Annotated in this window: 19 protein-coding genes; 14 read left to right on the top strand and 5 right to left on the bottom strand. The window is 59.6% G+C overall.

Annotation, left to right across the window (positions count from 1 at the left end; all coding sequences use genetic code 11):
- The first annotated feature begins 23 nt into the window (after positions 1–23).
- On the top strand, positions 24–920 hold the full coding sequence (locus ACM6IR_RS03525; RefSeq protein ID WP_414906405.1) for an NAD(P)-dependent oxidoreductase: 897 nt from the start codon (positions 24–26) through the stop codon (positions 918–920).
- Here the strand turns inward: ACM6IR_RS03525 and ACM6IR_RS03530 are convergent.
- Together ACM6IR_RS03530 and ACM6IR_RS03535 are read right to left on the bottom strand one after the other, a co-directional pair.
- Positions 811–3,093: a putative bifunctional diguanylate cyclase/phosphodiesterase gene (locus tag ACM6IR_RS03530; RefSeq protein WP_414906406.1), complete on the bottom strand. Its 2,283-nt coding sequence runs from the start codon at positions 3,091–3,093 to the stop codon at positions 811–813. The genes ACM6IR_RS03525 and ACM6IR_RS03530 overlap by 110 nt on opposite strands.
- A gap of 145 nt (positions 3,094–3,238) precedes the next feature.
- Positions 3,239–3,610: a YkgJ family cysteine cluster protein gene (locus ACM6IR_RS03535; RefSeq protein ID WP_414906407.1), complete on the bottom strand. Its 372-nt coding sequence runs from the start codon at positions 3,608–3,610 to the stop codon at positions 3,239–3,241.
- Between the two features lie 336 nt (positions 3,611–3,946).
- Between ACM6IR_RS03535 and ACM6IR_RS03540 the strand changes: the two genes are divergently transcribed.
- Complete coding sequence (locus ACM6IR_RS03540; RefSeq protein ID WP_414906408.1) at positions 3,947–5,323, top strand: spinster family MFS transporter; 1,377 nt, start codon at positions 3,947–3,949, stop codon at positions 5,321–5,323.
- A gap of 139 nt (positions 5,324–5,462) precedes the next feature.
- Here the strand turns inward: ACM6IR_RS03540 and rapA are convergent, their stop codons facing one another.
- The gene (gene rapA, locus ACM6IR_RS03545) at positions 5,463–8,309 is read right to left on the bottom strand and encodes an RNA polymerase-associated protein RapA (RefSeq protein ID WP_414906409.1); all 2,847 of its coding nucleotides are present in this window, start codon (positions 8,307–8,309) and stop codon (positions 5,463–5,465) included.
- 263 nt (positions 8,310–8,572) lie between these two features.
- On the opposite strand from rapA, the gene ACM6IR_RS03550 reads away from it, so the two are divergent.
- The 3 genes from ACM6IR_RS03550 to ccoM all read left to right on the top strand — a co-directional run bounded on the left by ACM6IR_RS03550 (position 8,573) and on the right by ccoM (position 9,407).
- Positions 8,573–8,914 carry an aspartate-semialdehyde dehydrogenase gene (locus tag ACM6IR_RS03550; protein ID WP_414906410.1) on the top strand — a complete coding sequence of 114 codons (342 nt, stop codon included), beginning with the start codon at positions 8,573–8,575 and terminating at the stop codon, positions 8,912–8,914.
- Positions 8,915–8,987: 73 nt separating this feature from the next.
- Positions 8,988–9,149: a hypothetical protein gene (locus tag ACM6IR_RS03555; protein ID WP_007935839.1), complete on the top strand. Its 162-nt coding sequence runs from the start codon at positions 8,988–8,990 to the stop codon at positions 9,147–9,149.
- A gap of 144 nt (positions 9,150–9,293) precedes the next feature.
- Entirely contained in the window at positions 9,294–9,407 is a 114-nt protein-coding gene (gene ccoM, locus ACM6IR_RS03560) for a cytochrome c oxidase subunit CcoM (protein ID WP_342214916.1), read from the top strand.
- 258 nt (positions 9,408–9,665) lie between these two features.
- Here the strand turns inward: ccoM and ACM6IR_RS03565 are convergent, their stop codons facing one another.
- Both ACM6IR_RS03565 and ACM6IR_RS03570 read right to left on the bottom strand, forming a co-directional pair.
- Positions 9,666–11,141 (bottom strand): inorganic phosphate transporter, encoded by a 1,476-nt coding sequence (locus ACM6IR_RS03565; RefSeq protein ID WP_414906411.1) that lies wholly within the window; start codon positions 11,139–11,141, stop codon positions 9,666–9,668.
- 375 nt (positions 11,142–11,516) lie between these two features.
- A complete protein-coding gene (locus tag ACM6IR_RS03570) occupies positions 11,517–11,717 on the bottom strand; it encodes a hypothetical protein (protein ID WP_007935837.1) in 201 nt (66 codons plus the stop codon).
- Positions 11,718–12,401: 684 nt separating this feature from the next.
- Here ACM6IR_RS03570 and pcaR point away from each other — a divergent pair.
- From pcaR to ACM6IR_RS03615, 9 genes are all read left to right on the top strand, one after another.
- Positions 12,402–13,244, top strand: a complete 843-nt coding sequence (gene pcaR, locus ACM6IR_RS03575) for a pca regulon transcriptional regulator PcaR (protein ID WP_414906412.1) — start codon at positions 12,402–12,404, stop codon at positions 13,242–13,244.
- A 127-nt stretch (positions 13,245–13,371) separates the two neighbouring features.
- Complete coding sequence (locus tag ACM6IR_RS03580) at positions 13,372–14,718, top strand: MFS transporter (RefSeq protein WP_414906413.1); 1,347 nt, start codon at positions 13,372–13,374, stop codon at positions 14,716–14,718.
- Between the two features lie 274 nt (positions 14,719–14,992).
- A complete protein-coding gene (locus ACM6IR_RS03585) occupies positions 14,993–15,853 on the top strand; it encodes a CoA transferase subunit A (protein WP_414906414.1) in 861 nt (286 codons plus the stop codon).
- Positions 15,850–16,629: a CoA-transferase subunit beta gene (locus ACM6IR_RS03590; protein WP_414906415.1), complete on the top strand. Its 780-nt coding sequence runs from the start codon at positions 15,850–15,852 to the stop codon at positions 16,627–16,629. Before ACM6IR_RS03585 ends, ACM6IR_RS03590 begins: the two co-directional genes overlap by 4 nt.
- Positions 16,626–17,831, top strand: coding sequence for a 3-oxoadipyl-CoA thiolase (pcaF, locus tag ACM6IR_RS03595; RefSeq protein WP_414906445.1), 1,206 nt, complete (start codon positions 16,626–16,628; stop codon positions 17,829–17,831). The genes ACM6IR_RS03590 and pcaF overlap by 4 nt, the downstream gene beginning before the upstream one ends.
- A gap of 53 nt (positions 17,832–17,884) precedes the next feature.
- Positions 17,885–18,589 (top strand): protocatechuate 3,4-dioxygenase subunit beta, encoded by a 705-nt coding sequence (pcaH, locus tag ACM6IR_RS03600; protein WP_414906416.1) that lies wholly within the window; start codon positions 17,885–17,887, stop codon positions 18,587–18,589.
- A gap of 1 nt (position 18,590) precedes the next feature.
- On the top strand, positions 18,591–19,157 hold the full coding sequence (gene pcaG / locus ACM6IR_RS03605) for a protocatechuate 3,4-dioxygenase subunit alpha (protein ID WP_414906417.1): 567 nt from the start codon (positions 18,591–18,593) through the stop codon (positions 19,155–19,157).
- A gap of 174 nt (positions 19,158–19,331) precedes the next feature.
- Entirely contained in the window at positions 19,332–20,636 is a 1,305-nt protein-coding gene (locus ACM6IR_RS03610) for an MFS family transporter (RefSeq protein ID WP_414906418.1), read from the top strand.
- Positions 20,637–20,681: 45 nt separating this feature from the next.
- Positions 20,682–22,046: a 3-carboxy-cis,cis-muconate cycloisomerase gene (locus tag ACM6IR_RS03615; protein WP_414906419.1), complete on the top strand. Its 1,365-nt coding sequence runs from the start codon at positions 20,682–20,684 to the stop codon at positions 22,044–22,046.
- Positions 22,047–22,048: the final 2 nt, after the last annotated feature.

Below are 22,048 nucleotides of genomic sequence, written 5' to 3' on the forward strand. Positions count from 1 at the left end.
ATCTTTAATCAAAAGGAGGCCAGATGATGGCAACGTTACCTTCGCTCGGCTTTGCCGGGATCGGCCTGATGGGCTTGCCGATGTGCCGGCGTCTGCTGGCAGCGGGTTATCCGCTGACCGTGTGGAACCGCAACCCGGCCAAGTGCGCGCCGCTGGTCGAGGCCGGCGCCCGACAAGTGAACACGCCTGCGCAACTGTGCCAGCACGCTGATGTGGTGATGGTGTGCCTGGCGGACACCTCGGTGGTACGTGAGGTGGTTTTTGGCGTGAACGGGGTGGCCGAGGGGGCGAAAAGGGAGCAGTTGCTGGTGGATTGTTCCAGCCTGGAGCCTACGGCCACCCGGGAAATGGCGACGTTGCTTGCCAGTACAACCGGTATGCAATGGCTGGATGCGCCGGTATCCGGCGGCGTGGTCGGTGCCGAAGCTGGCAGCCTGGCCATTATGGTCGGCGGCGACGCGGCAGACCTTGAGCGGGTCAGACCGGTTCTGCTGAGCCTCGGCCAACGAGTGACCCACATGGGGGGCGTCGGAGCAGGGCAGGTGACCAAGGCCTGCAATCAGATGATCGTCGCCTGCAATGCGCTGGTGATCGCCGAAGTCGTGGCATTGGCTGAACGCTCCGGTGTCGACGCCAGTTTGATCGCCGAAGCCCTGGCCGGCGGTTTTGCCGATTCAAAGCCTCTGCAGATCCTCGCCCCGCAAATGGCCGAGAGTCGCTTCGAGCCGGTGAAATGGCATGTCCGCACGTTGCTCAAGGACCTGGATACGGCAGTCAAGTTTTCCCGCGAGCAGGGTTCGGCCACGCCGATCAGTGGACTGGCCGCACAATTAATGCGGCTGCATGGGGCTCAGGGATTCCTGGAAAAGGATCCGTCGACGTTAGTGCAGATGTACCGCGAGCCAGGCTCAACGGACTGACCGTGCGCGAATGTTTGCGCTGGTTGATTTCGCTCAGCACCGGTCGCAATTCAGCCAGCGGCACCGGGCGACTCAGCAGATAACCCTGAACGAAGTCGCAACCGTGGCGTTCGAGAAATTCGTATTGCTCGAACGTTTCGACGCCTTCGGTAACCACCTGTAAATGCAGGGTGTGGGCCATGACGATAATGGCCTGGACAATCTCCATGTCCTGGGTGGCCATGGGAATGTCCTGGATGAACGAGCGGTCGATTTTCAGTGTGTTCAGCGGCAGGCGCTTGAGGTAGGCAAGGGACGAGTAACCGGTGCCGAAGTCGTCGATCGACAACGACACGCCGAGGGCACGAATCTGGCGCAGTAACACCAGGGTATTGGTGATGTTGTCCATCAGCGCATTCTCGGTCACTTCCAGTTCCAGCCGCTGCGGCGCCACCCCCGAGATCCGCAGGGCCTGTTCAATTTCATCGGCCAGCTCTTCACGCCCCAGGTTCAAGGGCGAGCAATTCACCGCAATCTTGAGTTCTTCGCAGCCTTGGCGCGACAACTCGCCCAAGTCCTCACACGCCTTGCGCAGCACCCAATTGTCCAGTTCGGCGATCAGCCCATTGGTCTCGGCGATGGCGATGAATCGATCCGGAGCAAGTAATCCATGGATCGGGTGATGCCAGCGTATCAGCGCTTCAAGCTTGCTGACCTGACCGGTTTTCAAGTCATAGATCGGTTGGTAATACAGCTCTAGCCCGCTGTTTTCGCGCAAGGCCTGGCGCAACTCTTCCTCCAGTTGCAGCTCCAGCGTGGCGCGGGTTTTCAGGGTTGCATTGAAAAAATGCAGGCCGTTGCGGCCACTGCCCTTGGACTGATACAACGCCAGGTCGGCGTTTTTCAACAGCTCCTCACAGGTCTTGCCGTCTTCCGGGAACACGCTGATACCGATGCTGGTGGTCATGACCACGCGTCGCCCGGCCAACTCGATGGGCTCCTTCATTTTCACCAGGATGCGCTGGGCCATGTGCCGTGCTTCTTCGCGATCCAGCAGACTGATGAGCAGACAGAATTCGTCTCCGCCAAGGCGCGCCACCACATCGTCATGACTGCGCACCGAGCACTTGATGTGGCTGGCGAGGACTTTGAGCAGGTCATCACCGGCATCGTGGCCGAGGCTGTCGTTGATCCGCTTGAAGTGATCGATGTCCAGAAACAGCACCGCCAGCATGCCGCCCTCGTGGGTCTTTTCGATGAGCCTCTCGGCGAAGAGCTGGTTGAAGCCACGCCGGTTGATCAGGTTGGTCAAGGCATCGTAATGCGCAACCTGTTGCAGTGACATGCGCGCCTGGTCCAGTTGACTGAGCAGCGCGTTGACCCGTTGTAGATCGCGCTCTTTATGTTGCAGCTTTTTGTCCGCCATAGCGGCGCTGATGCTGCTGCCAATGATCAATAGCGTCATGATCGCCACTGTCAGCCCCAGTTGCAGGTGATTGTTTTCGCCGGGCAGCGCTTGGAGGCTGCCGACTGGCAGTACCAGATTGAGGGCTGCCATGCCGGTGAAATGCATGCTGACAATACCTGCCCCAAGCACCAGGCTGGCACTGTATTTGACCAGTTGATGGAACAGGCCGGCACCGTCACGTAGATGGCTGGATATCAACAGTGCTGCAAGGCTGGCACCTATTGCGATCACGATGGAAAGGGCGAAGAGCGCCGGTTGGTAATAGGCCACTGCAATCGAATGCAGGGCGGTCATGCCGACGTAATGCATGGCGGCAATGCCCAGACCAATCCAGATCGACGCCTTGAGGCACTGCCAAAAACTCGGGCGAGGATGACTGAGGGTGTGCATCGCCAGCCATGAAGCGAGCAGGGCGATCAACAGCGAAAGGAGTGTGACGGGCAGTTGGTAATGAGTTTCGACAGGCACCTGAAACGCCAGCATGCCGATGAAATGCATGGCCCAGATCCCGCCCGCCAGGCATCCGGCACCAACCCAGCGCCACAGGAGTTGGGCGCCGGGCCTTTCGGCGTGACCGACCCGTTCAACCATGTGCAGTGTGGCAAAGCTGCCGGCACAGGCGACCACATAAGCCAGCAGGAGCAAAAGTGGATCATGTGAACAATCGAGTATTACCAGCCCGCTCTTTGGAAGCTCGGTAATGAAATGCAGACCAAGCCACTCCATAGCACGCCCCGTCATTACACCATGCCGGCGCCAAGAACGCTGGCGAATGCTTTGGAGTATAGAGGCCATGCACGGAGTGCAAGCGGTGGTGGCACATTGGTACTAACGATTTTGGCATTTGCTTAATAGCTTTTAGTGCTAAGCCTTAAGCGCTCTGTCCGTACAGCGTTTCGAGTTCGAGTTCTGGTTGCAGGGCGGGTAGCCCGAACGCTGCCCGTGCCGCATCACAATCCACATTCGCCTCACCATTAGCCCAAGAGGCCTCGAACTCCCGGCAAGTGCTGGAGCGCTGGTCGTACATCGAGCACTGTACGGTGCTGCCGACTTCGCCCACCAGTGCGACGCAACGAGTGGGTTTGCAGTCAGTGCCGAGCATGGCGACCCGGCTGGGGCTGATGGGCGCGACAAGTTCGTCGGGCACCGTCCCCCCGGCCGAGATGCATTCACCCCAAAAAAAAGACACGCGAAAATGAGAACAGCAGGCACCGCAATTCAGACACGGACTGGCTTCGGACATGGGCGATTATCAAAGGAGGGATGGGGGCAACGGTGGGTCGGACAAGGCCGCTATTCTAGGCTTCGCCTTGGGCATTGGAAGGGGGCGAGCGGAATTTTTCAAGCTATTTAACGAACATCTGTGGGAGCGCGCCTGCTCGCGAAGGGGCCGGCACATTCAATACACAGGCTGATGGAGCTACCGCCTTCGCGAGCAGGCGCGCTCCTACGGTTTACGCGCAAGGTACTATGAGCTGATATCAGGCTGACGAATGATGACAGACAGGCTGGCCGTGGCTGACTAGATTGCAGATTCCGGGGGCAGTGAAGCCTCATAACAATAAAAAGAGATGGACCCATGCAGAACTCGACCCAAGCGGCGAATGCCTGGCGCATTTTGTTCTTGCTGTTCCTCGCCAACCTGTTCAACTTTTTCGATCGCACCATCCCCGCCATCATCATCGAGCCGATCCGCATGGAATGGCACCTCAGCGACTTTCAGCTGGGGATCATCGGTACGGCATTCACCATTGTCTACGCCATCGCCGGCCTGCCGCTGGGGCGGATGGCCGACACGGGTTCGCGCAGCAAATTGATGGGCTGGGGGCTCGCGGTGTGGAGCGGGCTCACGGCGGTCAACGGGCTGGTGGGCAGTTTCTGGAGTTTCCTGATCGTGCGCATGGGCATCGGTATCGGTGAAGCCAGTTACGCACCAGCCGCCAACTCGCTGATCGGCGACCTGTTCCCGGCCCACCGTCGCGCGCGGGCAATGGGTATCTTCATGCTCGGTCTGCCATTGGGGTTGCTGCTGGCGTTCTTCACCATTGGCGCGATGGTCAAGGCCTTCGACAGCTGGCGTGCGCCGTTTTTCATCGCGGCGGTCCCGGGGCTGATCCTGGCGATCTTCATGTTCTTCATCAAGGAGCCGAAACGAGGCGCGGCGGAAAGCGTGCAGGTTTCCCAGGAACGCGTAGATCGGCCGATCCGTCGCGTGCTGGCCGTGCCGACGTTCTTGTGGCTGGTGATGGCGGGGCTGTGCTTCAACTTCGCCACGTATGCCTGCAACTCGTTTCTGGTGCCCATGCTGCAGCGTTACTTCCTGATGCCGTTGCAGGAAGCTGCGGTCGCAACGGGGATGATTGTCGGCGTGACCGGGCTGTTCGGCCTGACGCTCGGTGGTTGGGTCGCTGACAAGATTCACCAGCGGGTGGCCAATGGCCGACTGCTGTTTGCGGCGTTCAGCCTGATCATCTCGACCCTGTGCACGGCCTGGGCGTTGCATTCGGGGCGAATCGAGATCGGGGTGTTTGTGGCGCTGTTCAGTGTGGGCTGGTTGTTTGCCTACAACTTCTACACCTGCGTCTACACGGCGATCCAGGACGTGGTCGAACCGCGGTTGCGGGCGACGGCGATGGCGCTGTTCTTTGCCGGGCTGTATTTGCTGGGCGGCGGCTTGGGGCCGGTGGTCGTGGGCGGACTGTCCGATCACTTTGCGCACACGGCGATGCTGGAGGCCGGCGCGGGGCAAATGACCGAGGCGTTCAAGGCTGTCGGCCTGCATGACGCGATGTACCTGATCCCGGTGGCGCTGTTCTTTACGATGGTGTTTCTGTTTTTGGCATCGCGGTGTTTTGTGCGGGATGCGAAGCGGATGAAGGAAGGATTGGTGGCGGTGGTTGAGCCACAAATCCCTGTAGGAGCGAGGCTTGCCCGCGAAGGGGGCGCCGCGATCTAACTGTAAACAGCGTCATCGTTCTTCGCGGGCAAGCCTCGCTCCTACAGGATTAGGCCATACACACCACCACAAAAACCAAGCATAAAAAAAGGCCAGCATCACTGCGGGCCTTTTGTTTTAGCGGGCTAGAGCAGGGCGATTAACCCGCCACCAACACCCGAATCGCTTCCAGTCGCAACGCAGCTTTGTCCAGCATGGCCAAGCCTTGCTCGCGCTGTTTGCGCAGGGCAACCAGTTCGCTGTCGCGTACGGTCGGGTTGACCGCTTGCAACGCGGTCAGGCGCGCCAGCTCTTCGTCGGTATCGGCTGCCAGGCGACGCTGTGCCTCGGCCACGCGTTCGGCGTGCCGCGGGAAGATCTTGTCTTCGCCGGCATTGATTCGAGGTGTCAGCTGATCGCGCTGGGCCTGGATGAACTTGTTGGCGCTGGCGCGAGGCACGCTTTCCAGTTGATCGTTCAACGTCTCGAACGACACCCGGGCCGACAAGTCATTGCCATTGGCATCGAGCAGGCAGCGCAGGGCCGCCGGTGGCAGGTAACGGCCCAGTTGCAGCGAGCGCGGGGCAACCACTTCGCTGACGTAGAGCAGTTCCAGCAACACCGTGCCAGGCTTCAGTGCCTTGTTCTTGATCAGTGCCACGGCGGTGTTGCCCATCGAGCCGGACAAGACCAAGTCCATGCCGCCTTGAACCATCGGGTGTTCCCAGGTGATGAACTGCATGTCTTCGCGAGACAGCGCCTGGTTGCGGTCGTAGGTGATGGTCACGCCTTCGTCGTCGCCCAGCGGGAAGCTGGCGTCGAGCATTTTTTCGCTCGGCTTGAGAATCAGCGCGTTTTCCGAATGGTCTTCGCTGTCGATACCGAAGGCGTCGAACAGGGTTTCCATGTAGATCGGCAGTGCAAACTGGTCGTCTTGCTCGAGAATGTCCTCGACCAGCGCATCACCTTCGCCAGCGCCGCCGGAGTTGAGCTCCAGCAAACGGTCACGGCCGGTGTGCAGCTCGGCTTCCAGACGCTCACGCTCGGCGCGGGCTTCGTCGATCAGCGCTTGCCACTCGCCATCGTCAGCGTTTTCCAGCAGCGGCAGCAGGCGCGGGCCGAACTGATGCTGCAAGGCGTTGCCGGTCGGGCAGGTGTTGAGGAATGCGTTCAATGCTTCGTGATACCACTGGAACAACCGCTGTTGCGGGCTGGTTTCCAGGTACGGCACGTGCAGTTCGATGATGTGTTTCTGGCCGATCCGGTCCAGACGACCGATACGCTGTTCCAGCAGGTCCGGGTGCGATGGCAGATCGAACAGCACCAGGTGGTGCGAGAACTGGAAGTTGCGACCTTCACTGCCGATTTCCGAGCAGATCAGTACTTGCGCGCCAAATTCCTCGTCGGCGAAGTAAGCCGCGGCGCGGTCGCGCTCGAGGATGTTCATGCCTTCGTGGAACACCGTGGCCGGAATACCGGAACGCACGCGCAGGGCGTCTTCCAAGTCCATGGCGGTTTCAGCGTGGGCGCAGATCACCAGCACTTTGGTGCGCTTGAGCATCTTCAGCGTGTCGATCAGCCACTCGACGCGCGGATCGAATTTCCACCAGCGCTCTTCTTCGTTGACGTCCGGCTGGGCCTGGAAGCTGACTTCCGGGTACAACTCGGCGTGATCGCCCAGCGGCAGTTCGAGGTATTCGTCCGGGCACGGCAGCGGGTACGGGTGCAGTTTGCGCTCCGGGAAACCCTGCACGGCAGCGCGGGTGTTGCGAAACAGCACGCGGCCGGTGCCGTGACGGTCGAGCAATTCGCGAACCAGGCGGGCGCTGGCTTCGGTGTCGCCACTGTTCACGGCGGTCAGCAAGGCTTCGCCTTCGTTGCCGAGGAAGCCATGAATGGTCTTGTGCGCTTCAGGCGACAGGCGCCCTTTGTCCAGCAACTCCTGAACGGCTTCGGCCACCGGGCGATAGTTTTCGCTCTCGGCACGGAAGGCGTGCAGGTCATGGAAACGGTTCGGATCGAGCAGGCGCAGACGGGCGAAGTGGCTGTCCTGACCCAGTTGTTCCGGGGTGGCGGTCAGCAGCAATACGCCCGGGATCGTTTCAGCAAGCTGTTCGACCAGGGTGTACTCAGGGCTAGCGTTGTCTTCGTGCCACACCAGGTGGTGCGCTTCGTCGACGACCAGCAAGTCCCAACCCGCGGCGAATAGCGCGTTCTGGGCTTTCTCGTCGTCCACCAGCCATTCCAGCGCAACCAGAGCGAGCTGAGTGTCTTCGAACGGGTTGGCGGCATCGCTTTCGATAAAGCGCTCTTCGTCGAACAATGCGACTTGCAGGTTGAAGCGGCGGCGCATCTCGACCAGCCACTGGTGCTGAAGGTTCTCCGGAACCAGGATCAGCACGCGGTTGGCGCGGCCCGAGAGCAGTTGGCGGTGAATGACCAGGCCGGCTTCGATGGTTTTACCCAGGCCCACTTCGTCAGCCAGCAATACCCGTGGGGCAATGCGGTCGGCGACTTCACGGGCAATGTGTAACTGGTGCGCGATCGGTTGCGCACGCACGCCGCCCAGGCCCCACAGCGAGGACTGCAATTGGCGGCTGGTGTGCTCAAGCGTGTGATAACGCAGGGAGAACCAGGCCAGCGGGTCGATCTGGCCGGCGAACAGACGGTCACTGGCCAGACGGAACTGAATGAAGTTCGACAGTTGGGTTTCCGGCAGGGTCACCACTTCGTTCTGCGCATTGAGGCCGTGGTAGACCAGCAGGCCGTCGACGTCGTCGACTTCCTGTACGGTCAGTTTCCAGCCTTCGAAGTGAGTGATCGAGTCGCCCGGCGAAAATCGCACGCGGGTGAGGGGCGCATTTCGCAGCGCGTACTGGCGAGTGTCGCCAGTGGCCGGATAGAGCACGGTTAACAAGCGGCCGTCCTGTGCCAGAACGGTGCCTAAACCCAGCTCGGCTTCGCTGTCACTGATCCAGCGTTGCCCCGGTTGATACTGCTGCGCCATGCTGCCTGACTCCCACCTTGAAAAAGCGGGCTATCTTAACGGAATGAGGGCTTCAGGGCCAAAGGATAACTCGTGTAGGAGTGAGCTTGCTCGCGAAGCACGTTAACGATGACGGGGTCTGCCTGGGTGTACGCGGCGCCCTGACGTTCTTCGCGAGCAAGCTCGCTCCTACACCTACAGTGTGCACCCGGTCACAGTTTGCGACCGATGGCTCAAGTCGCCATCCCGACAGCCGACAGCCTGCTGACAGGAGAACCAAAAATATGCTGCTTCCGATGCTGCCCTTGAGTGCCGTGCCGATCACTTCCCAGCACGACCCGGTCCGCCAGCGCCCGGATATTCCGCCGGTGGTAGCGGTGCAGGAAAACTCCAACGAAAGCACCATCGACCTGCAACAGCGCGATCCGGAAGAAGCGGCGTTTCAGCTGCGCGAAGAGCAGCGCCGCCAGCAGGAGCGGCAGCGGCGGCGTCGTGAAGCCGATGAGGATCCGCAGGAGCACCTGGCGATTCCCGGTGACGAGCTGAATGCCGACAATACCGTGCCGGTGGCGCCGCTGATTGAAGATCAGCCGCGTCAGGGGTTGTGGGTCGATATACAGATTTGAGGCAGTGGCTGGTCAGCGCTGCCGTCAGACCGCATTATTGGCGACAAACCTGCCAAACGATGTACTGAGTACCATGAGCCAAGACGACAAGCTGATCGATCTCAATTCTGAACGCGCCAAGCGGGTTCATGATCTTAATGAAAAGCGCCTGAATGAAGTACGCCAGGCATTCGAACAGGCCATGCCGTTAGGCAAAGCAAAGAAAAAGCCGAAAAACAAACCGAAAAAGCGTTGATGTTCCCAGCATCGGTTGATGCTGGTCAGTTATTTCCCCTCCTTTAAGCCCATTCTCGGGCGACATTGACCCCGGTCAATTTTTTCTCCTGTCTGATTGGTTAACTTAGCCCTATCGCAACAGGGCAAGTGCAGGAGGCTAGTCATGTTTTTCGACAACGTGGTGATCGCCGGAGTGCTGACTGTCAGCCTCATGGTTCTGTTTTTTGCTGGGTTTGGATTTTTTATCTGGAAGGATTCACATAAGCGCAAACCGTAGATCTTTCTTGATGTAATGAGCACGCAAGGCATTTTGGGCAACTTCGGTTGCCCTTTTTTTTGCCTGCGAGCAACTATAGGCCTATGCAAATCCCCTGTGGGAGCGAGCTTGCTCGCGATGGTGTGTCAATCGACATCAATGCGTCTGATACACCATCGCGAGCAAGCTCGCTCCTACATAGGATTTGGGGTGTCTGGAAGAACGCAATAAAAAAGGCGCGAACCTCACGGAACGCGCCTTCTTTTATTGCAGCTACTATCAGCTACCCAATGCCTTCGATGCCAGCCAGAACAGGCCGGCCGACAGGGCCACTGTGGCTGGCAAGGTCAGGACCCAGGCCAGCAGGATGGTTTTGACAGTGCCGCCTTGCAGGCCGCTTTTGTTGGCAACCATGGTGCCGGCCACGCCCGAAGACAGGACGTGGGTGGTGGACACCGGCAGGCTGAAGATATTGGCCAGACCGATCATGCCTGTGGTGGTGATCTGGGCCGACATGCCTTGTGCGTACGTCATGCCTTGCTTGCCGATCTTCTCGCCGATGGTCAGTACCACACGCTTCCAGCCAACCATGGTGCCCATGCCGAGTGCCAGGGCGACCGCCAGAATCACCCAGAACGGGGCGTACTCAGTGGTGGTGGTCAGGTCTTTGCGCAGTTTGTCCAGGTCAGCCTTTTCACGGGCTGCCAGGGTAGGCAATTTGCTGACTTTCTTCGCGGTGTCGTCCAGGCAAAGCAGGTAGCGACGCACTTCGATGCGGCTTTCCGACGACAGCGAGTGATAGTCGGCTACACCTTTGAGGGTGTCGAGCAGGGCGCTGATGGTCGGTTCGGTCTGTTGCGGATTGCAACGGAATTTCTCCGGCAAATCGCCCTCCACGCTTTTGCCCAGCGCCAGGAATTCACCCAGGGTGTCGGCATTGCGCTTGTAGAACTGGCTCAGGTGCAGGGTTGCGTCGCGAGTCCGTTCGATCTGATAAGTCGTGCTGCTCAGGTCAAGTACGAACTGCGCCGGCACAATACCGATCAGGACCAACATGATCAGGCCAATGCCTTTCTGGCCATCATTGGAACCGTGCACGAAGCTCACGGCCATGGCCGAGATCACCAGCACCAGGCGATTCCAGAATGGCGGGTGCTTCTTGTCGTCGAGCTTGCGACGCTGGTCTGGCGTCTTGTGCATCTTGGACAGTGGGCGCCACCATTTAAGGCCGACCAGTATCAACGCGGCAACAATGAAACCGGCCATTGGCGAGAACACCAGGGAAGCACCGATATCGATCGCTTTTTGCCAGTTCACGCCATCGGCCAACGGAATGTCGTTGATCAAGGCGTTCGCCAGGCCGACACCGAGGATCGAACCGATCAAGGTGTGGGAGCTGGAAGCCGGGATACCGAAGTACCAGGTGCCCAGGTTCCAGGTAATAGCGGCGGCGAGCAACGAGAACACCATGGCCAGCCCGTGACCGGTGTTTACATTGATCAGCAGCTCTACCGGTAGCAGGTGGACGATGGCATACGCCACGCCAACACCGCCCAGCAGTACGCCGAGGAAGTTGAACACACCGGAAAAGAACACCGCCAGATGAGGTGGCATGGCTTTGGTGTAGATAACAGTGGCAACCGCGTTAGCGGTGTCATGAAAGCCGTTGATGAACTCGAAGGCGAGGACAAAGGCCAGGGCGAGCAAGAGGCTCACAAGCACCCAAGCATCCAGTCCGCTGAATAAATCGATCATGAAGGTTTTCTGACCCGGTCGTAAGGGGGCGCGATTATGCCAGAAAAGACTGGAAATCGATGCACTTGCTGCTCGTCGGTTACATTCTTCAACGAATTAATTTGTGGCGAGACCCTATGCCCGAGGTTTTTTACGGGATTTGCAAGTCATTGAATCCAGTTGGAAAGACCGCGGGCACAAGGGTTTCTCCCTGGCGCGAGAGGTTGAACGCTTGTGTGAAATATCCGGGAAGAGGGGGGCGGACATCAGCCTATTACCTCATGTTATGAGTGAGGCGGCCGCTGCCCGCTGGTGGCGGGCGCGAAAGGCATAGTCGTTATTCCCGCTTTTAACGGGTGCCGACGCAGTCCCTTGAAAGGATTCAGGCCGAAGCGGTCAGGGCTCTTCGGCTTTGAGTTCCTTTTCCATCTTCTGCAATTCCTGGGTAAAAGCCTGATCCTGAACAGTGGCACGTTTGCGCCAGGGTTTGCGTTCCGGTTCGGGCTGAGCGGCGTAGGTGGTGACTTCCCCGCCGTAAACTTCCTTGTAGCGTTGTTCCTGGCGCTCAAGTTCCGCGCGCAGTTCGTCTTTCGTCACAGTGCTACCTGTTTGGGTTGAGATTAATTCTGGTGAACGCGCTGCATCGAATCTATTGACCACGCTCGTCGAAAGGACAAAGCCCGCAAAGGCGTCGTTTTTTCGGCAGTGCAATCAATACTTCCATGTTGCAGGCGGCCACGCACCAGAGATAAACAGCTGACGCAGCATCAGTTTCCTGTTTCAGCGAGCGCGATGGCGGAGCATATGAAATGAGCGTCAGGCGCTTGCTGCGGGCAGCAACGATGGGACATCGCGCTGCCGGGTGGCGGAATCGGCAATAAAAAAACCGGGGCCACTGAGTTGCATTATAGCGGTCGATTCGAAGAACACTATCTCCAAAGAGTTAAAAGTAGATCTTGATGTGTAATTGTTTTGTGGCCCGCAACTTTCACGGCTTATTAGGTTGCACGGTGAAGCTACTTTGCAGTGATGACTTTCTGACGCCAACAGTCTCACAACTTGGGCCCTAACATCAGTCCTCTAAGTTTCCGCCCGGCAAGTGGGAAAAGATCCAGCGACCCCGGAGAGCGAAGCGAACGAACCTCGGCTTGCCTAGCTCTGGGTCGGTTGCGATTATCGGCCGATGGTTCGATAATCGCCCGATCTTGACTATTCGGTGTTGTGTCTCAGGCCAGTAGCCGCTTGTAATAGTCGCTGACCCCTGTGGGAAAAGGACCTTATATGAACGATCAAATGCGCAACTCCTTCGCTTCAGTGGCGCCGCCGATCGTCGCCTCACCCGCCAAGCGGATCCAGGCGCTGACCGGTGACCCGGACTTCATGACGTCCCTGGCCCGTGGCCTGGCGGTGGTGCAAGCGTTCCAGGAGCGCAAGCGGCACCTGACCATCGCCCAGATCAGCCACCGCACGGAAATTCCCCGCGCCGCTGTGAGACGTTGCCTGCACACATTGATCAAGCTCGGCTACGCCACCACCGACGGCCGCACGTATTCACTGCTGCCCAAAGTGCTGACCCTCGGTCACGCCTATGTTTCCTCAACGCCCCTGGCGGTTTCCGCCCAGCCGTACCTGGACCGCATGAGCGAGCAACTCCACGAGGCCTGTAACATGGCAACGCTGGAAGGCGATGACATTTTGTACATCGCCCGTTCAGCGACCACCCAGCGACTGATCTCGGTTGACCTTTCGGTGGGTGGACGTCTGCCGGCCTATTGCACTTCCATGGGCCGTATTCTTCTGGCGGCGCTGGACGACACATCTCTGGGCGAGTACCTCGACCACGCGGAACTGCAAGCCAAGACCAGTCGCACGCTGCACACCCCCGAGGCGTTACTCGAATGCCTGCAAGAAGTGCGGCAACAAGGCTGGTGCATTGTCGATCAGGAACTCGAACAGGGCCTGCGCTCGATTGCCGTTCCGGTGTACGACGCTTCCGGTCAAGTGGTCGCGGCGCTAAACGTCAGCACTCACGCCGGCCGGGTCAGTCGCAGTGAACTGGAGCAGCGTTTTCTGCCCGGCCTTCTGTCTGCCAGCCGCGACCTCAGCGCGCAGCTCTTCGCCTAAGCTGTTCGATAATCGCACAGACTCGCGTTTAGCGAATTGACGCTCTTTCACCAGGATCACTAATGTCGCGGCAGTGTCAGTTTCGGCTGACTCCTGTCCGACTGCGTTCTTGCGTGGAATAAAAATAATGAACCAGCCTCAGTCTGCTGTAGGTAACTGCCTCGACGTGCAGTCCTTCATCAATGCTCAACCCATTTCGCGCTACCAATGGCGAGTGGTGATCCTGTGTTTTCTGATTGTCTTCCTCGATGGCCTCGATACGGCGGCCATGGGCTTCATCGCGCCCGCCTTGTCGCAAGAGTGGGGCATCGACCGCGCCAGTCTCGGTCCGGTCATGAGTGCGGCATTGATCGGCATGGTCTTCGGCGCGCTGGGTTCCGGCCCGTTGGCTGATCGCTTCGGACGAAAAGTCGTGTTGGTGAGCGCCGTGCTGTTGTTCGGTGCTTTCAGCCTGGCCTCGGCTTACAGCACTAACGTCGATCAGCTGCTGGTCTTGCGTTTCCTCACCGGCCTGGGCCTCGGCGCAGGCATGCCGAACGCCACGACGCTGCTGTCCGAATATACCCCAGAGCGCAAAAAATCCCTGCTGGTGACCAGCATGTTCTGCGGCTTCAACCTGGGTATGGCCGGTGGCGGGTTTATTTCGGCGAAACTCATTCCGGCGTTCGGCTGGCACAGCCTGCTGCTCATCGGCGGGATTTTGCCGTTGATGCTTGCGATTGTTTTGCTGCTCTGGCTGCCGGAATCGGCGCGTTACCTGGTTGTGCGCAATCGAGGTACCGACAAGGTGCGCAAGGCGCTGGCGCCGATCGATCCAGCCGTTGTGGCCCAGGCGTCCAGCTTCAGCGTGCCGGAACAGAAAACCGTGAAAGCCCGCAACGTATTTGCGGTGATCTTCTGCGGCACCTACAGCACCGGCACCTTATTACTCTGGCTCACCTATTTCATGGGCCTGGTGATCGTTTACCTGCTGACCAGTTGGCTGCCGACCCTGATGCGTGACAGTGGCGCGAGCATGGAACAGGCCGCCTTCATTGGCGCGCTGTTCCAGTTTGGCGGCGTGTTGAGCGCGGTGGGCGTGGGCTGGGCGATGGACCGTTTCAATCCGCATAAAGTGATTGGCATTTTCTACCTGTTGGCCGGGGTGTTTGCCTACGCAGTAGGGCAGAGCCTGGGCAACATCACGCTATTGGCGACGTTGGTGCTGGTGGCCGGGATGTGCATTAACGGCGCGCAATCGGCAATGCCTTCACTGGCGGCGCGGTTTTATCCAACTCAGGGCCGGGCGACCGGTGTGTCGTGGATGCTGGGGATTGGTCGTTTCGGCGCGATTCTGGGGGCGTGGATGGGCGCCACACTGCTGGGCCTGGGCTGGAACTTCGAACAGGTGCTGACGGCATTGGTGATTCCGGCGGCATTGGCGACTACGGCGGTGGTGATCAAGGGCATGGTCAGCCATGCGGATGCGACCTGACAGCCTGATCCGGAATCTCAAGTGGATTTGATGGCCTCTTCGCGATCAGGCTCGCTCCCACTGGGGGGAGCGCGCGATCGACTGTGGGAGCGAGCCTGCTCGCGAAGCTTTTAGCGATCGGTAGCCAGACAACAATCCGTTCGATAAACGAACACTCAGTCGATTATCGGATTGTTTGGCCTTTTTCAGAGGCTTACTCTGCAGTCATTCCGGCGCTGCGCATCGCGCCTTTTTCATCCACTGTCGGTTCATAACAAAACGGGAGCCTGCCCCCATGGCTGAAATCCTTTCGCTGCACGACGCGGTGAAGCAATTCGTAAACGATGGCGATACCGTCGCACTCGAAGGCTTCACTCACCTGATCCCTACGGCGGCGGGTCACGAAATCATTCGCCAGGGCAAGAAAGACCTGACGCTGGTGCGGATGACGCCTGACTTGATCTACGACCAGTTGATCGGTGCCGGTTGCGCTCGCAAGTTGATTTTCTCCTGGGGCGGCAACCCGGGTGTCGGTTCGCTGCACCGTCTGCGTGACGCCGTTGAGAAGCAGTGGCCGCACGCGCTGGAAATTGAAGAACACAGCCATGCCGACCTGGCCAATGCTTATGTCGCTGGCGCTTCCGGGCTACCGTTTGCGGTGCTGCGTGCCTACGCCGGTTCCGACCTGCCGAAAGTCAACCCGCTGATCAAGACCGTCACGTGCCCGTTCACCGGCGAAGTGCTCGCAGCCGTGCCTTCGGTGCGTCCGGACATCACCGTGATTCACGCGCAGAAAGCCGACCGCAAAGGCAACGTACTGCTCTGGGGCATTCTCGGCATGCAAAAAGAAGCCGCGTTGGCCGCCAAGCGTTGCATCGTCACCGTCGAAGAAATCGTCGATGACCTCAATGCCCCGATGAACTCCTGTGTGTTGCCGACCTGGGCATTGAGCGCGGTCTGCCATGTCCCTGGCGGTGCGCATCCGTCCTACGCTCACGGCTATAACGAGCGCGACAACCGTTTTTACCAGGCTTGGGACCCGATTGCCCGCGACCGTGAAACCTTCACCGCGTGGATCAACGAATACATTCATGGCTGCGCTGACTTCAGCGAGTTCCAGGCCAAGCTGGCCGCCGCTTCGCAGGTGAAGAAATGACTTACACCACCAATGAAATGATGACCGTCGCCGCCGCTCGCCGCCTGAAGAACGGTTCAGTGTGCTTCGTGGGTATCGGCCTGCCGTCGAAAGCAGCCAACCTGGCGCGGCTGACGTCCTCGCCAGACGTGGTCCTGATCTACGAGTCGGGCCCGATCGGTGCCAAACCGAGTGTACTGCCGCTGTCGATCGGTGACGGTGAACTGGCGGAAACCGCTGACACCGTGGTCCCGACCGGTGAGATTTTTCGCTACTGGCTGCAGGGCGGACGCATTGACGTCGGTTTCCTGGGCGCCGCGCAAGTCGACCGTTTCGGCAACATCAACACCACCGTCGTTGGCGACTATCACCAGCCGAAAGTCCGCTTGCCAGGTGCCGGTGGCGCGCCGGAGATTGCGAGCTCGGCCAAAAGCGTTCTGATCATCCTCAAACAGTCGGCGCGTTCGTTTGTCGACAAGCTCGACTTCATCACCTCGGTCGGCCATGGCGAAGGCGGTGATTCGCGCAAGCGTCTGGGTCTGCCGGGTGCCGGTCCGGTCGGCATCATTACCGACCTGTGCATCATGGAGCCGGAAGCCGGCACTCACGAATTCGTGGTCACCGCGCTGCACCCGGGCGTGACCCGCGAGCAAGTCATCGCTGCGACCGGCTGGGCGATTCGTTTTGCCCAGACCGTAGAAAACACAGCCGAGCCGACCGAGATCGAGCTTAAGGCACTGCGTGATCTGGAAGCCCGCACCGCTGCGGCCCACGGCCAAGCCCCCGGAGAAGCCTGATGCGTGATGTTTATATCTGCGACGCGATTCGCACCCCCATTGGCCGTTTCGGCGGTGGCTTATCGGCGGTTCGCGCCGACGACCTGGCCGCCGTGCCGATCAAGGCGTTGATGGAACGCAACCCGTCGGTGGACTGGACGGCGGTGGACGAGGTGTTCCTCGGCTGCGCCAACCAAGCCGGCGAAGACAACCGCAACGTGGCGCGCATGGCGTTGTTGCTGGCAGGTCTTCCGGAATCGATTCCGGGCGTGACCCTCAATCGTCTTTGTGCCTCGGGTATGGATGCCATCGGTACTGCATTCCGCGCTATCGCCAGTGGTGAAATGGAGTTGGCGATTGCCGGCGGCGTCGAGTCGATGTCCCGTGCACCGTTCGTGATGGGCAAGGCTGACGCGGCGTTCTCGCGAAATATGAAGCTGGAAGACACCACGATCGGCTGGCGCTTCATCAACCCGTTGATGAAAGCCCAGTATGGTGTCGATGCGATGCCACAGACCGCTGACAACGTGGCCGACGATTACGAGGTTTCCCGTGAGGATCAGGACGCTTTCGCACTGCGCAGCCAGCAACGGACCGCAGTCGCGCAGGCCGCAGGATTTTTCGCCGAAGAAATTGTTGAAGTGCGGATTGCCCACAAGAAGGGTGAAACGGTCGTCAGCCAGGACGAACATCCTCGCGCCGACACCACCCTGGAAACCCTGGCCAAGCTGAAACCGGTCAACGGTCCTGACAAAACCGTCACCGCCGGCAATGCCTCGGGCGTGAACGACGGTGCGGCGGCGCTGATTCTGGCGTCCGCCGACGCGGTGAAAAAGCATGGCCTGACTGCCCGCGCCAAAGTGTTGGGCATGTCCAGCGCCGGTGTTGCGCCACGGGTAATGGGCATCGGCCCGGTGCCGGCAGTGCGCAAGTTGACCGAGCGCCTGGGGCTGGCCATCAGCGATTTCGATGTGATTGAACTCAATGAAGCGTTCGCCAGCCAGGGGTTGGCGGTATTGCGTGAACTGGGACTGGCGGACGACGCGGCCCAGGTCAACCCGAATGGCGGCGCCATTGCCTTGGGCCATCCGCTGGGCATGAGCGGTGCGCGACTGGTGCTGACCGCGCTGCATCAGCTGGAAAAAACCGGTGGCAAGAAAGGTCTGGCGACCATGTGCGTCGGCGTCGGCCAAGGTCTGGCCTTGGCAATCGAACGTGTCTGACGGCTGCTCTGATCAATCAGCAGCGCCGACTAATAAGAACTGAGGAATGTTTCATGACTGACAAGCCTGGTTACCGTCGCCCGCAACAGGGCACCCAGCCGGAATATCTGCACCCGGCCTATCAATCCACTAACCGTCGTTCGCCGTCCAAGCCATTGGTGTTTTTGCCCCATTCGCTGTCGGAAATTACCGGTCCGACCATCGGCGCCGAACGTGTTAAAGAGCAGGACAACGACCTGACCGCCCAGCATAAGGGTGAGCCGTTGGGTGAGCGGATCATCATCCACGGCCGCGTGCTGGATGAAGATGGCTTGCCGGTGCCGGGGATTTTGGTGGAGATCTGGCAGGCTAACGCCGCCGGTCGTTACAACCACGATCGCGACCTGCACGACGCGCCGCTGGACCCCAATTTCACCGGCACCGGTCGCACCGTGACCGACGCGGATGGCTGGTATCAGTTCCAGACCATCAAGCCCGGCGCCTATCCGTGGGGCAACCACCACAACGCGTGGCGCCCGGCGCATATCCATTTCTCACTGTTCGGGCCCAGTATTCTGACGCGCCTGGTCACCCAAATGTATTTCCCCGGCGACCCGTTGCTGGCCTATGACCCGATCTACAACTGCGTGCCCGATACCCGCGCCAAAGAGCGTTTGATCGCCAGTTTCGACCTGGAAAAAACCATCCCTTCCTATGCCCTCGGTTATCGCTGGGACATCGTTTTGCGCGGCCGCGACGCCACGCCGATGGAGAAATAAGATGACGCTGAACGCGACCACGTCCCACACCGTCGGACCGTATTACCACATCGGCCTGACCTGGCTGAACCGCGAGAACCTGACCGTCGAACAAACCCTCGGCGAACGCGTAGCGATCACCGGGCAAGTAGTCGATGGCAACGGCGACGTCGTCAACGACGCGATGCTGGAAGTCTGGCAGGCCAACGCGGCCGGCAAGTATGACCACCCGGAAGACGATCAGGACAAACCCCTGGACCCGAACTTCGAAGGGTTTGGCCGTGTGCCGGTGGATGCCGAAGGGCGCTTTCGCTTTACCACGATCAAGCCGGGTACGGTGGAAGGCTTGAAAGGCACCACGCAGGCGCCGCATCTGGTGGTGTTAGTGTTTGCTCGCGGTCTGGTGAAGCACTTGCTGACGCGGATTTACTTTGACGGGGAACCGGCGAACGTGGCGGATCCGCTGCTGGAGTGCGTGCCCTCCGAGCGCCGCACGACATTGCTGGCGAAGAAGGACGCATCGGGTGTTTACCAGTGGAATGTGATTCTGCAAGGTACCGATGCCGAGACGGTGTTCTTCGAATATTGAGTGAATCTGTAGGAGCGAGCTTGCTCGCGATGGTGTGTCAGTTGACATCGATGTAGCTGACACACTCTCGCGAGCAAGCTCGCTCCTACAGGGATCTGTGTCGTTATGCATCTGTGGAACGGGACTGTTGCGAAGTGTGTCTAGACTCTCACTGTCCCCATTGAGTGAAAAACAATGACAACGACCACCGCTACTCAGGTTCATTACACAGGCGAAGAGCGACGTAAACGCATCTTCGCAATTGTCGGCGCCTCGTCCGGCAACCTCGTCGAATGGTTCGACTTCTACGTCTATGCCTTCAGCGCCCTCTATTTCGCCCCAGCCTTTTTCCCGTCCGACAACCCTACTGTGCAGTTGGTCAATACCGCCGGTGTGTTCGCCGCCGGGTTTCTGATGCGGCCCATCGGCGGCTGGATCTTCGGCCGCGTGGCCGACCGTCACGGGCGCAAGAATTCGATGATGATTTCGGTGCTGATGATGTGCTTCGGTTCGTTGCTCATCGCCTGCCTGCCGACTTACAAGGACATCGGTGTATGGGCGCCGATCATGTTGCTGTTTGCGCGCTTGCTCCAAGGGTTGTCCGTGGGGGGCGAGTACGGCACCACAGCGACCTATATGAGTGAAGTGGCCCTCAAGGGCCAGCGCGGTTTCTTCGCCTCGTTCCAGTACGTGACGTTGATTGGCGGGCAGTTGCTGGCCGTGTTGCTGGTGGTGATCCTGCAACAGTTCCTCAGCGAGGACGAACTGCGTGCCTATGGCTGGCGGATCCCCTTTGTGGTCGGTGCGGCGGCGGCAGTGATTTCGTTGTTTCTGCGTCGCTCGCTCAAAGAAACCACCAGCAAGGAAATGCGCGAAGACAAAGACGCCGGCAGCATTAAAGCGCTGTTCCGCGATCATAAGGCCGCGTTCATTACCGTGCTCGGCTACACCGCCGGTGGCTCGCTGATTTTCTACACGTTTACCACGTACATGCAGAAGTACCTGGTGAACACTGCCGGCATGCAAGCCAAGACCGCCAGTTACATCATGACCGGCGCGCTGTTCTTGTATATGTGCATGCAGCCGCTGTTTGGCATGCTCGCGGACAAGATCGGCCGACGCAATTCGATGCTCTGGTTCGGTGCCCTCGGCACGTTGTTCACGGTACCGATTTTGCTGAGCCTGAAAAATATCAGCAGTCCGTTACTCGCCTTTGTGCTGATCACCGTGGCGCTGTCGATCGTGAGTTTCTACACCTCCATCAGCGGTCTGGTGAAAGCCGAAATGTTCCCGCCGCAAGTGCGCGCACTGGGCGTCGGCCTGGCGTATGCGGTGGCCAATGCGATCTTCGGCGGTTCGGCGGAATACGTGGCCCTGAGCCTCAAAGCCGCGGGTATGGAAAACTCCTTCTACTGGTACGTCACGGTGATGATGGCGGTGGCGTTTCTGTTTAGTCTGCGTCTGCCAAAACAAGCCGCGTATTTGCATCACGACCTTTGATCTTTACGCGTGGGCCTGACTGGCCCACGCCTCCAGGGATTCTGTATGAACCAGCGACCGGGCAATCAATTGTTCGATGCCTATTTCACTGCCCGCGATATGCGTGACGTGTTCTGCGATCAGGGCCGGGTTCAGGCCATGCTCGATTTCGAAGCGGCACTGGCGCGGGCTGAGGCGCGAGTGGGTTTGATTCCACACACCGCTGTCGCGCCTATCGAAGCTGCGTGTCGGGCCGAGCAGTACGACTTCGCCACCCTTGCCGAAGCCATTGCCACGGCCGGAAACTCGGCCATTCCGCTGGTCAAGGCCTTGGGCAAACAGATTGCGAGTCACGATGCCGAAGCTGAACGCTACGTGCATCTGGGCGCGACCAGTCAGGACGTGATGGACACCGGCCTGGTGTTGCAACTGCGTCAGGCGCTGGTGTTGATTGAACGCGATTTGGCGCAACTGGGCGAAACCCTGGCCACCCAGGCATTACGTTACGTTGCCACGCCACTGGCCGGTCGCACCTGGTTGCAGCACGCAACGCCGGTCACCCTCGGCATGAAAATCGCCGGTTGGCTGGGGGCGGTGAGCCGCAGCCGTCAACGTTTAAATGAGCTCAAACCCCGTTTGCTGGTGCTGCAATTCGGCGGCGCCTCCGGAACCCTGGCGGCCCTTGGCGAACAAGCCATGCCGATTGCCGAAGCACTGGCCGGGGAACTGCAATTGTCCTTGCCCGAGCAACCTTGGCATACCCAGCGAGATCGCCTGGTGGAGTTCGGTTCGGTCCTCGGACTGATTGCTGGCAGCCTCGGCAAACTCGGTCGCGACATCAGTCTGTTGATGCAGACAGAAGCGGGCGAAGTGTTCGAACCTGCGGCACCCGGCAAGGGCGGTTCATCCACCATGCCGCACAAGCGCAATCCCGTGGGCGCTGCGGTGCTGATCGGTGCCGCAACGCGCGTTCCCGGTTTGCTCTCGACCCTGTTCAGCGCCATGCCTCAAGAACACGAGCGCAGCCTCGGTCTGTGGCATGCCGAGTGGGAAACCTTGCCGGAGATTTGCTGCCTGGTGTCCGGCAGCCTGAAGCAAGCGCTGCTGGTGGCGGACGGACTGGAAGTCGATGCCGATCGCATGGCCCGCAACCTCGATCTGACTCAAGGCCTGGTGCTCGCCGAAGCGGTGAGCATCGTTCTCGCCCAACGGGTGGGGCGCGACACCGCGCATCATCTGCTCGAGCGATGCTGCAAACGTGCGGTGGCCGAGCAACGTCATCTGCGTGCGGTACTCGGTGACGAGCCGCAAGTGACCAGCGAGCTCACGCCCGCTGAGCTGGATCATCTGTTGAACCCCGCCCATTACCTCGGTCAGGCCCATACCTGGGTCGAGCGAGCAGTGGCCGAACATTCTGCATTGACTGCCTGAAG

This window comes from Pseudomonas sp. IT-P253 (assembly GCF_949768125.1).
GTDB lineage: Bacteria > Pseudomonadota > Gammaproteobacteria > Pseudomonadales > Pseudomonadaceae > Aquipseudomonas.

Coding starts and splice junctions, on each gene's coding strand:
- ACM6IR_RS03525 (WP_414906405.1), top strand. CDS start 24: ATGATGGCAACGTTACCTTCGCTCGGCTTTGCCGGGATCGGCCTGATG.
- ACM6IR_RS03610 (WP_414906418.1), top strand. CDS start 19,332: ATGACAACGACCACCGCTACTCAGGTTCATTACACAGGCGAAGAGCGA.
- ACM6IR_RS03550 (WP_414906410.1), top strand. CDS start 8,573: ATGCTGCTTCCGATGCTGCCCTTGAGTGCCGTGCCGATCACTTCCCAG.
- ACM6IR_RS03540 (WP_414906408.1), top strand. CDS start 3,947: ATGCAGAACTCGACCCAAGCGGCGAATGCCTGGCGCATTTTGTTCTTG.
- ACM6IR_RS03580 (WP_414906413.1), top strand. CDS start 13,372: ATGAACCAGCCTCAGTCTGCTGTAGGTAACTGCCTCGACGTGCAGTCC.
- ACM6IR_RS03585 (WP_414906414.1), top strand. CDS start 14,993: ATGGCTGAAATCCTTTCGCTGCACGACGCGGTGAAGCAATTCGTAAAC.
- ACM6IR_RS03615 (WP_414906419.1), top strand. CDS start 20,682: ATGAACCAGCGACCGGGCAATCAATTGTTCGATGCCTATTTCACTGCC.
- pcaR (WP_414906412.1), top strand. CDS start 12,402: ATGAACGATCAAATGCGCAACTCCTTCGCTTCAGTGGCGCCGCCGATC.
- pcaH (WP_414906416.1), top strand. CDS start 17,885: ATGACTGACAAGCCTGGTTACCGTCGCCCGCAACAGGGCACCCAGCCG.
- ccoM (WP_342214916.1), top strand. CDS start 9,294: ATGTTTTTCGACAACGTGGTGATCGCCGGAGTGCTGACTGTCAGCCTC.
- ACM6IR_RS03535 (WP_414906407.1), bottom strand. CDS start 3,610: ATGTCCGAAGCCAGTCCGTGTCTGAATTGCGGTGCCTGCTGTTCTCAT.
- ACM6IR_RS03555 (WP_007935839.1), top strand. CDS start 8,988: ATGAGCCAAGACGACAAGCTGATCGATCTCAATTCTGAACGCGCCAAG.
- ACM6IR_RS03590 (WP_414906415.1), top strand. CDS start 15,850: ATGACTTACACCACCAATGAAATGATGACCGTCGCCGCCGCTCGCCGC.
- rapA (WP_414906409.1), bottom strand. CDS start 8,309: ATGGCGCAGCAGTATCAACCGGGGCAACGCTGGATCAGTGACAGCGAA.
- pcaG (WP_414906417.1), top strand. CDS start 18,591: ATGACGCTGAACGCGACCACGTCCCACACCGTCGGACCGTATTACCAC.
- ACM6IR_RS03530 (WP_414906406.1), bottom strand. CDS start 3,093: ATGGAGTGGCTTGGTCTGCATTTCATTACCGAGCTTCCAAAGAGCGGG.
- ACM6IR_RS03565 (WP_414906411.1), bottom strand. CDS start 11,141: ATGATCGATTTATTCAGCGGACTGGATGCTTGGGTGCTTGTGAGCCTC.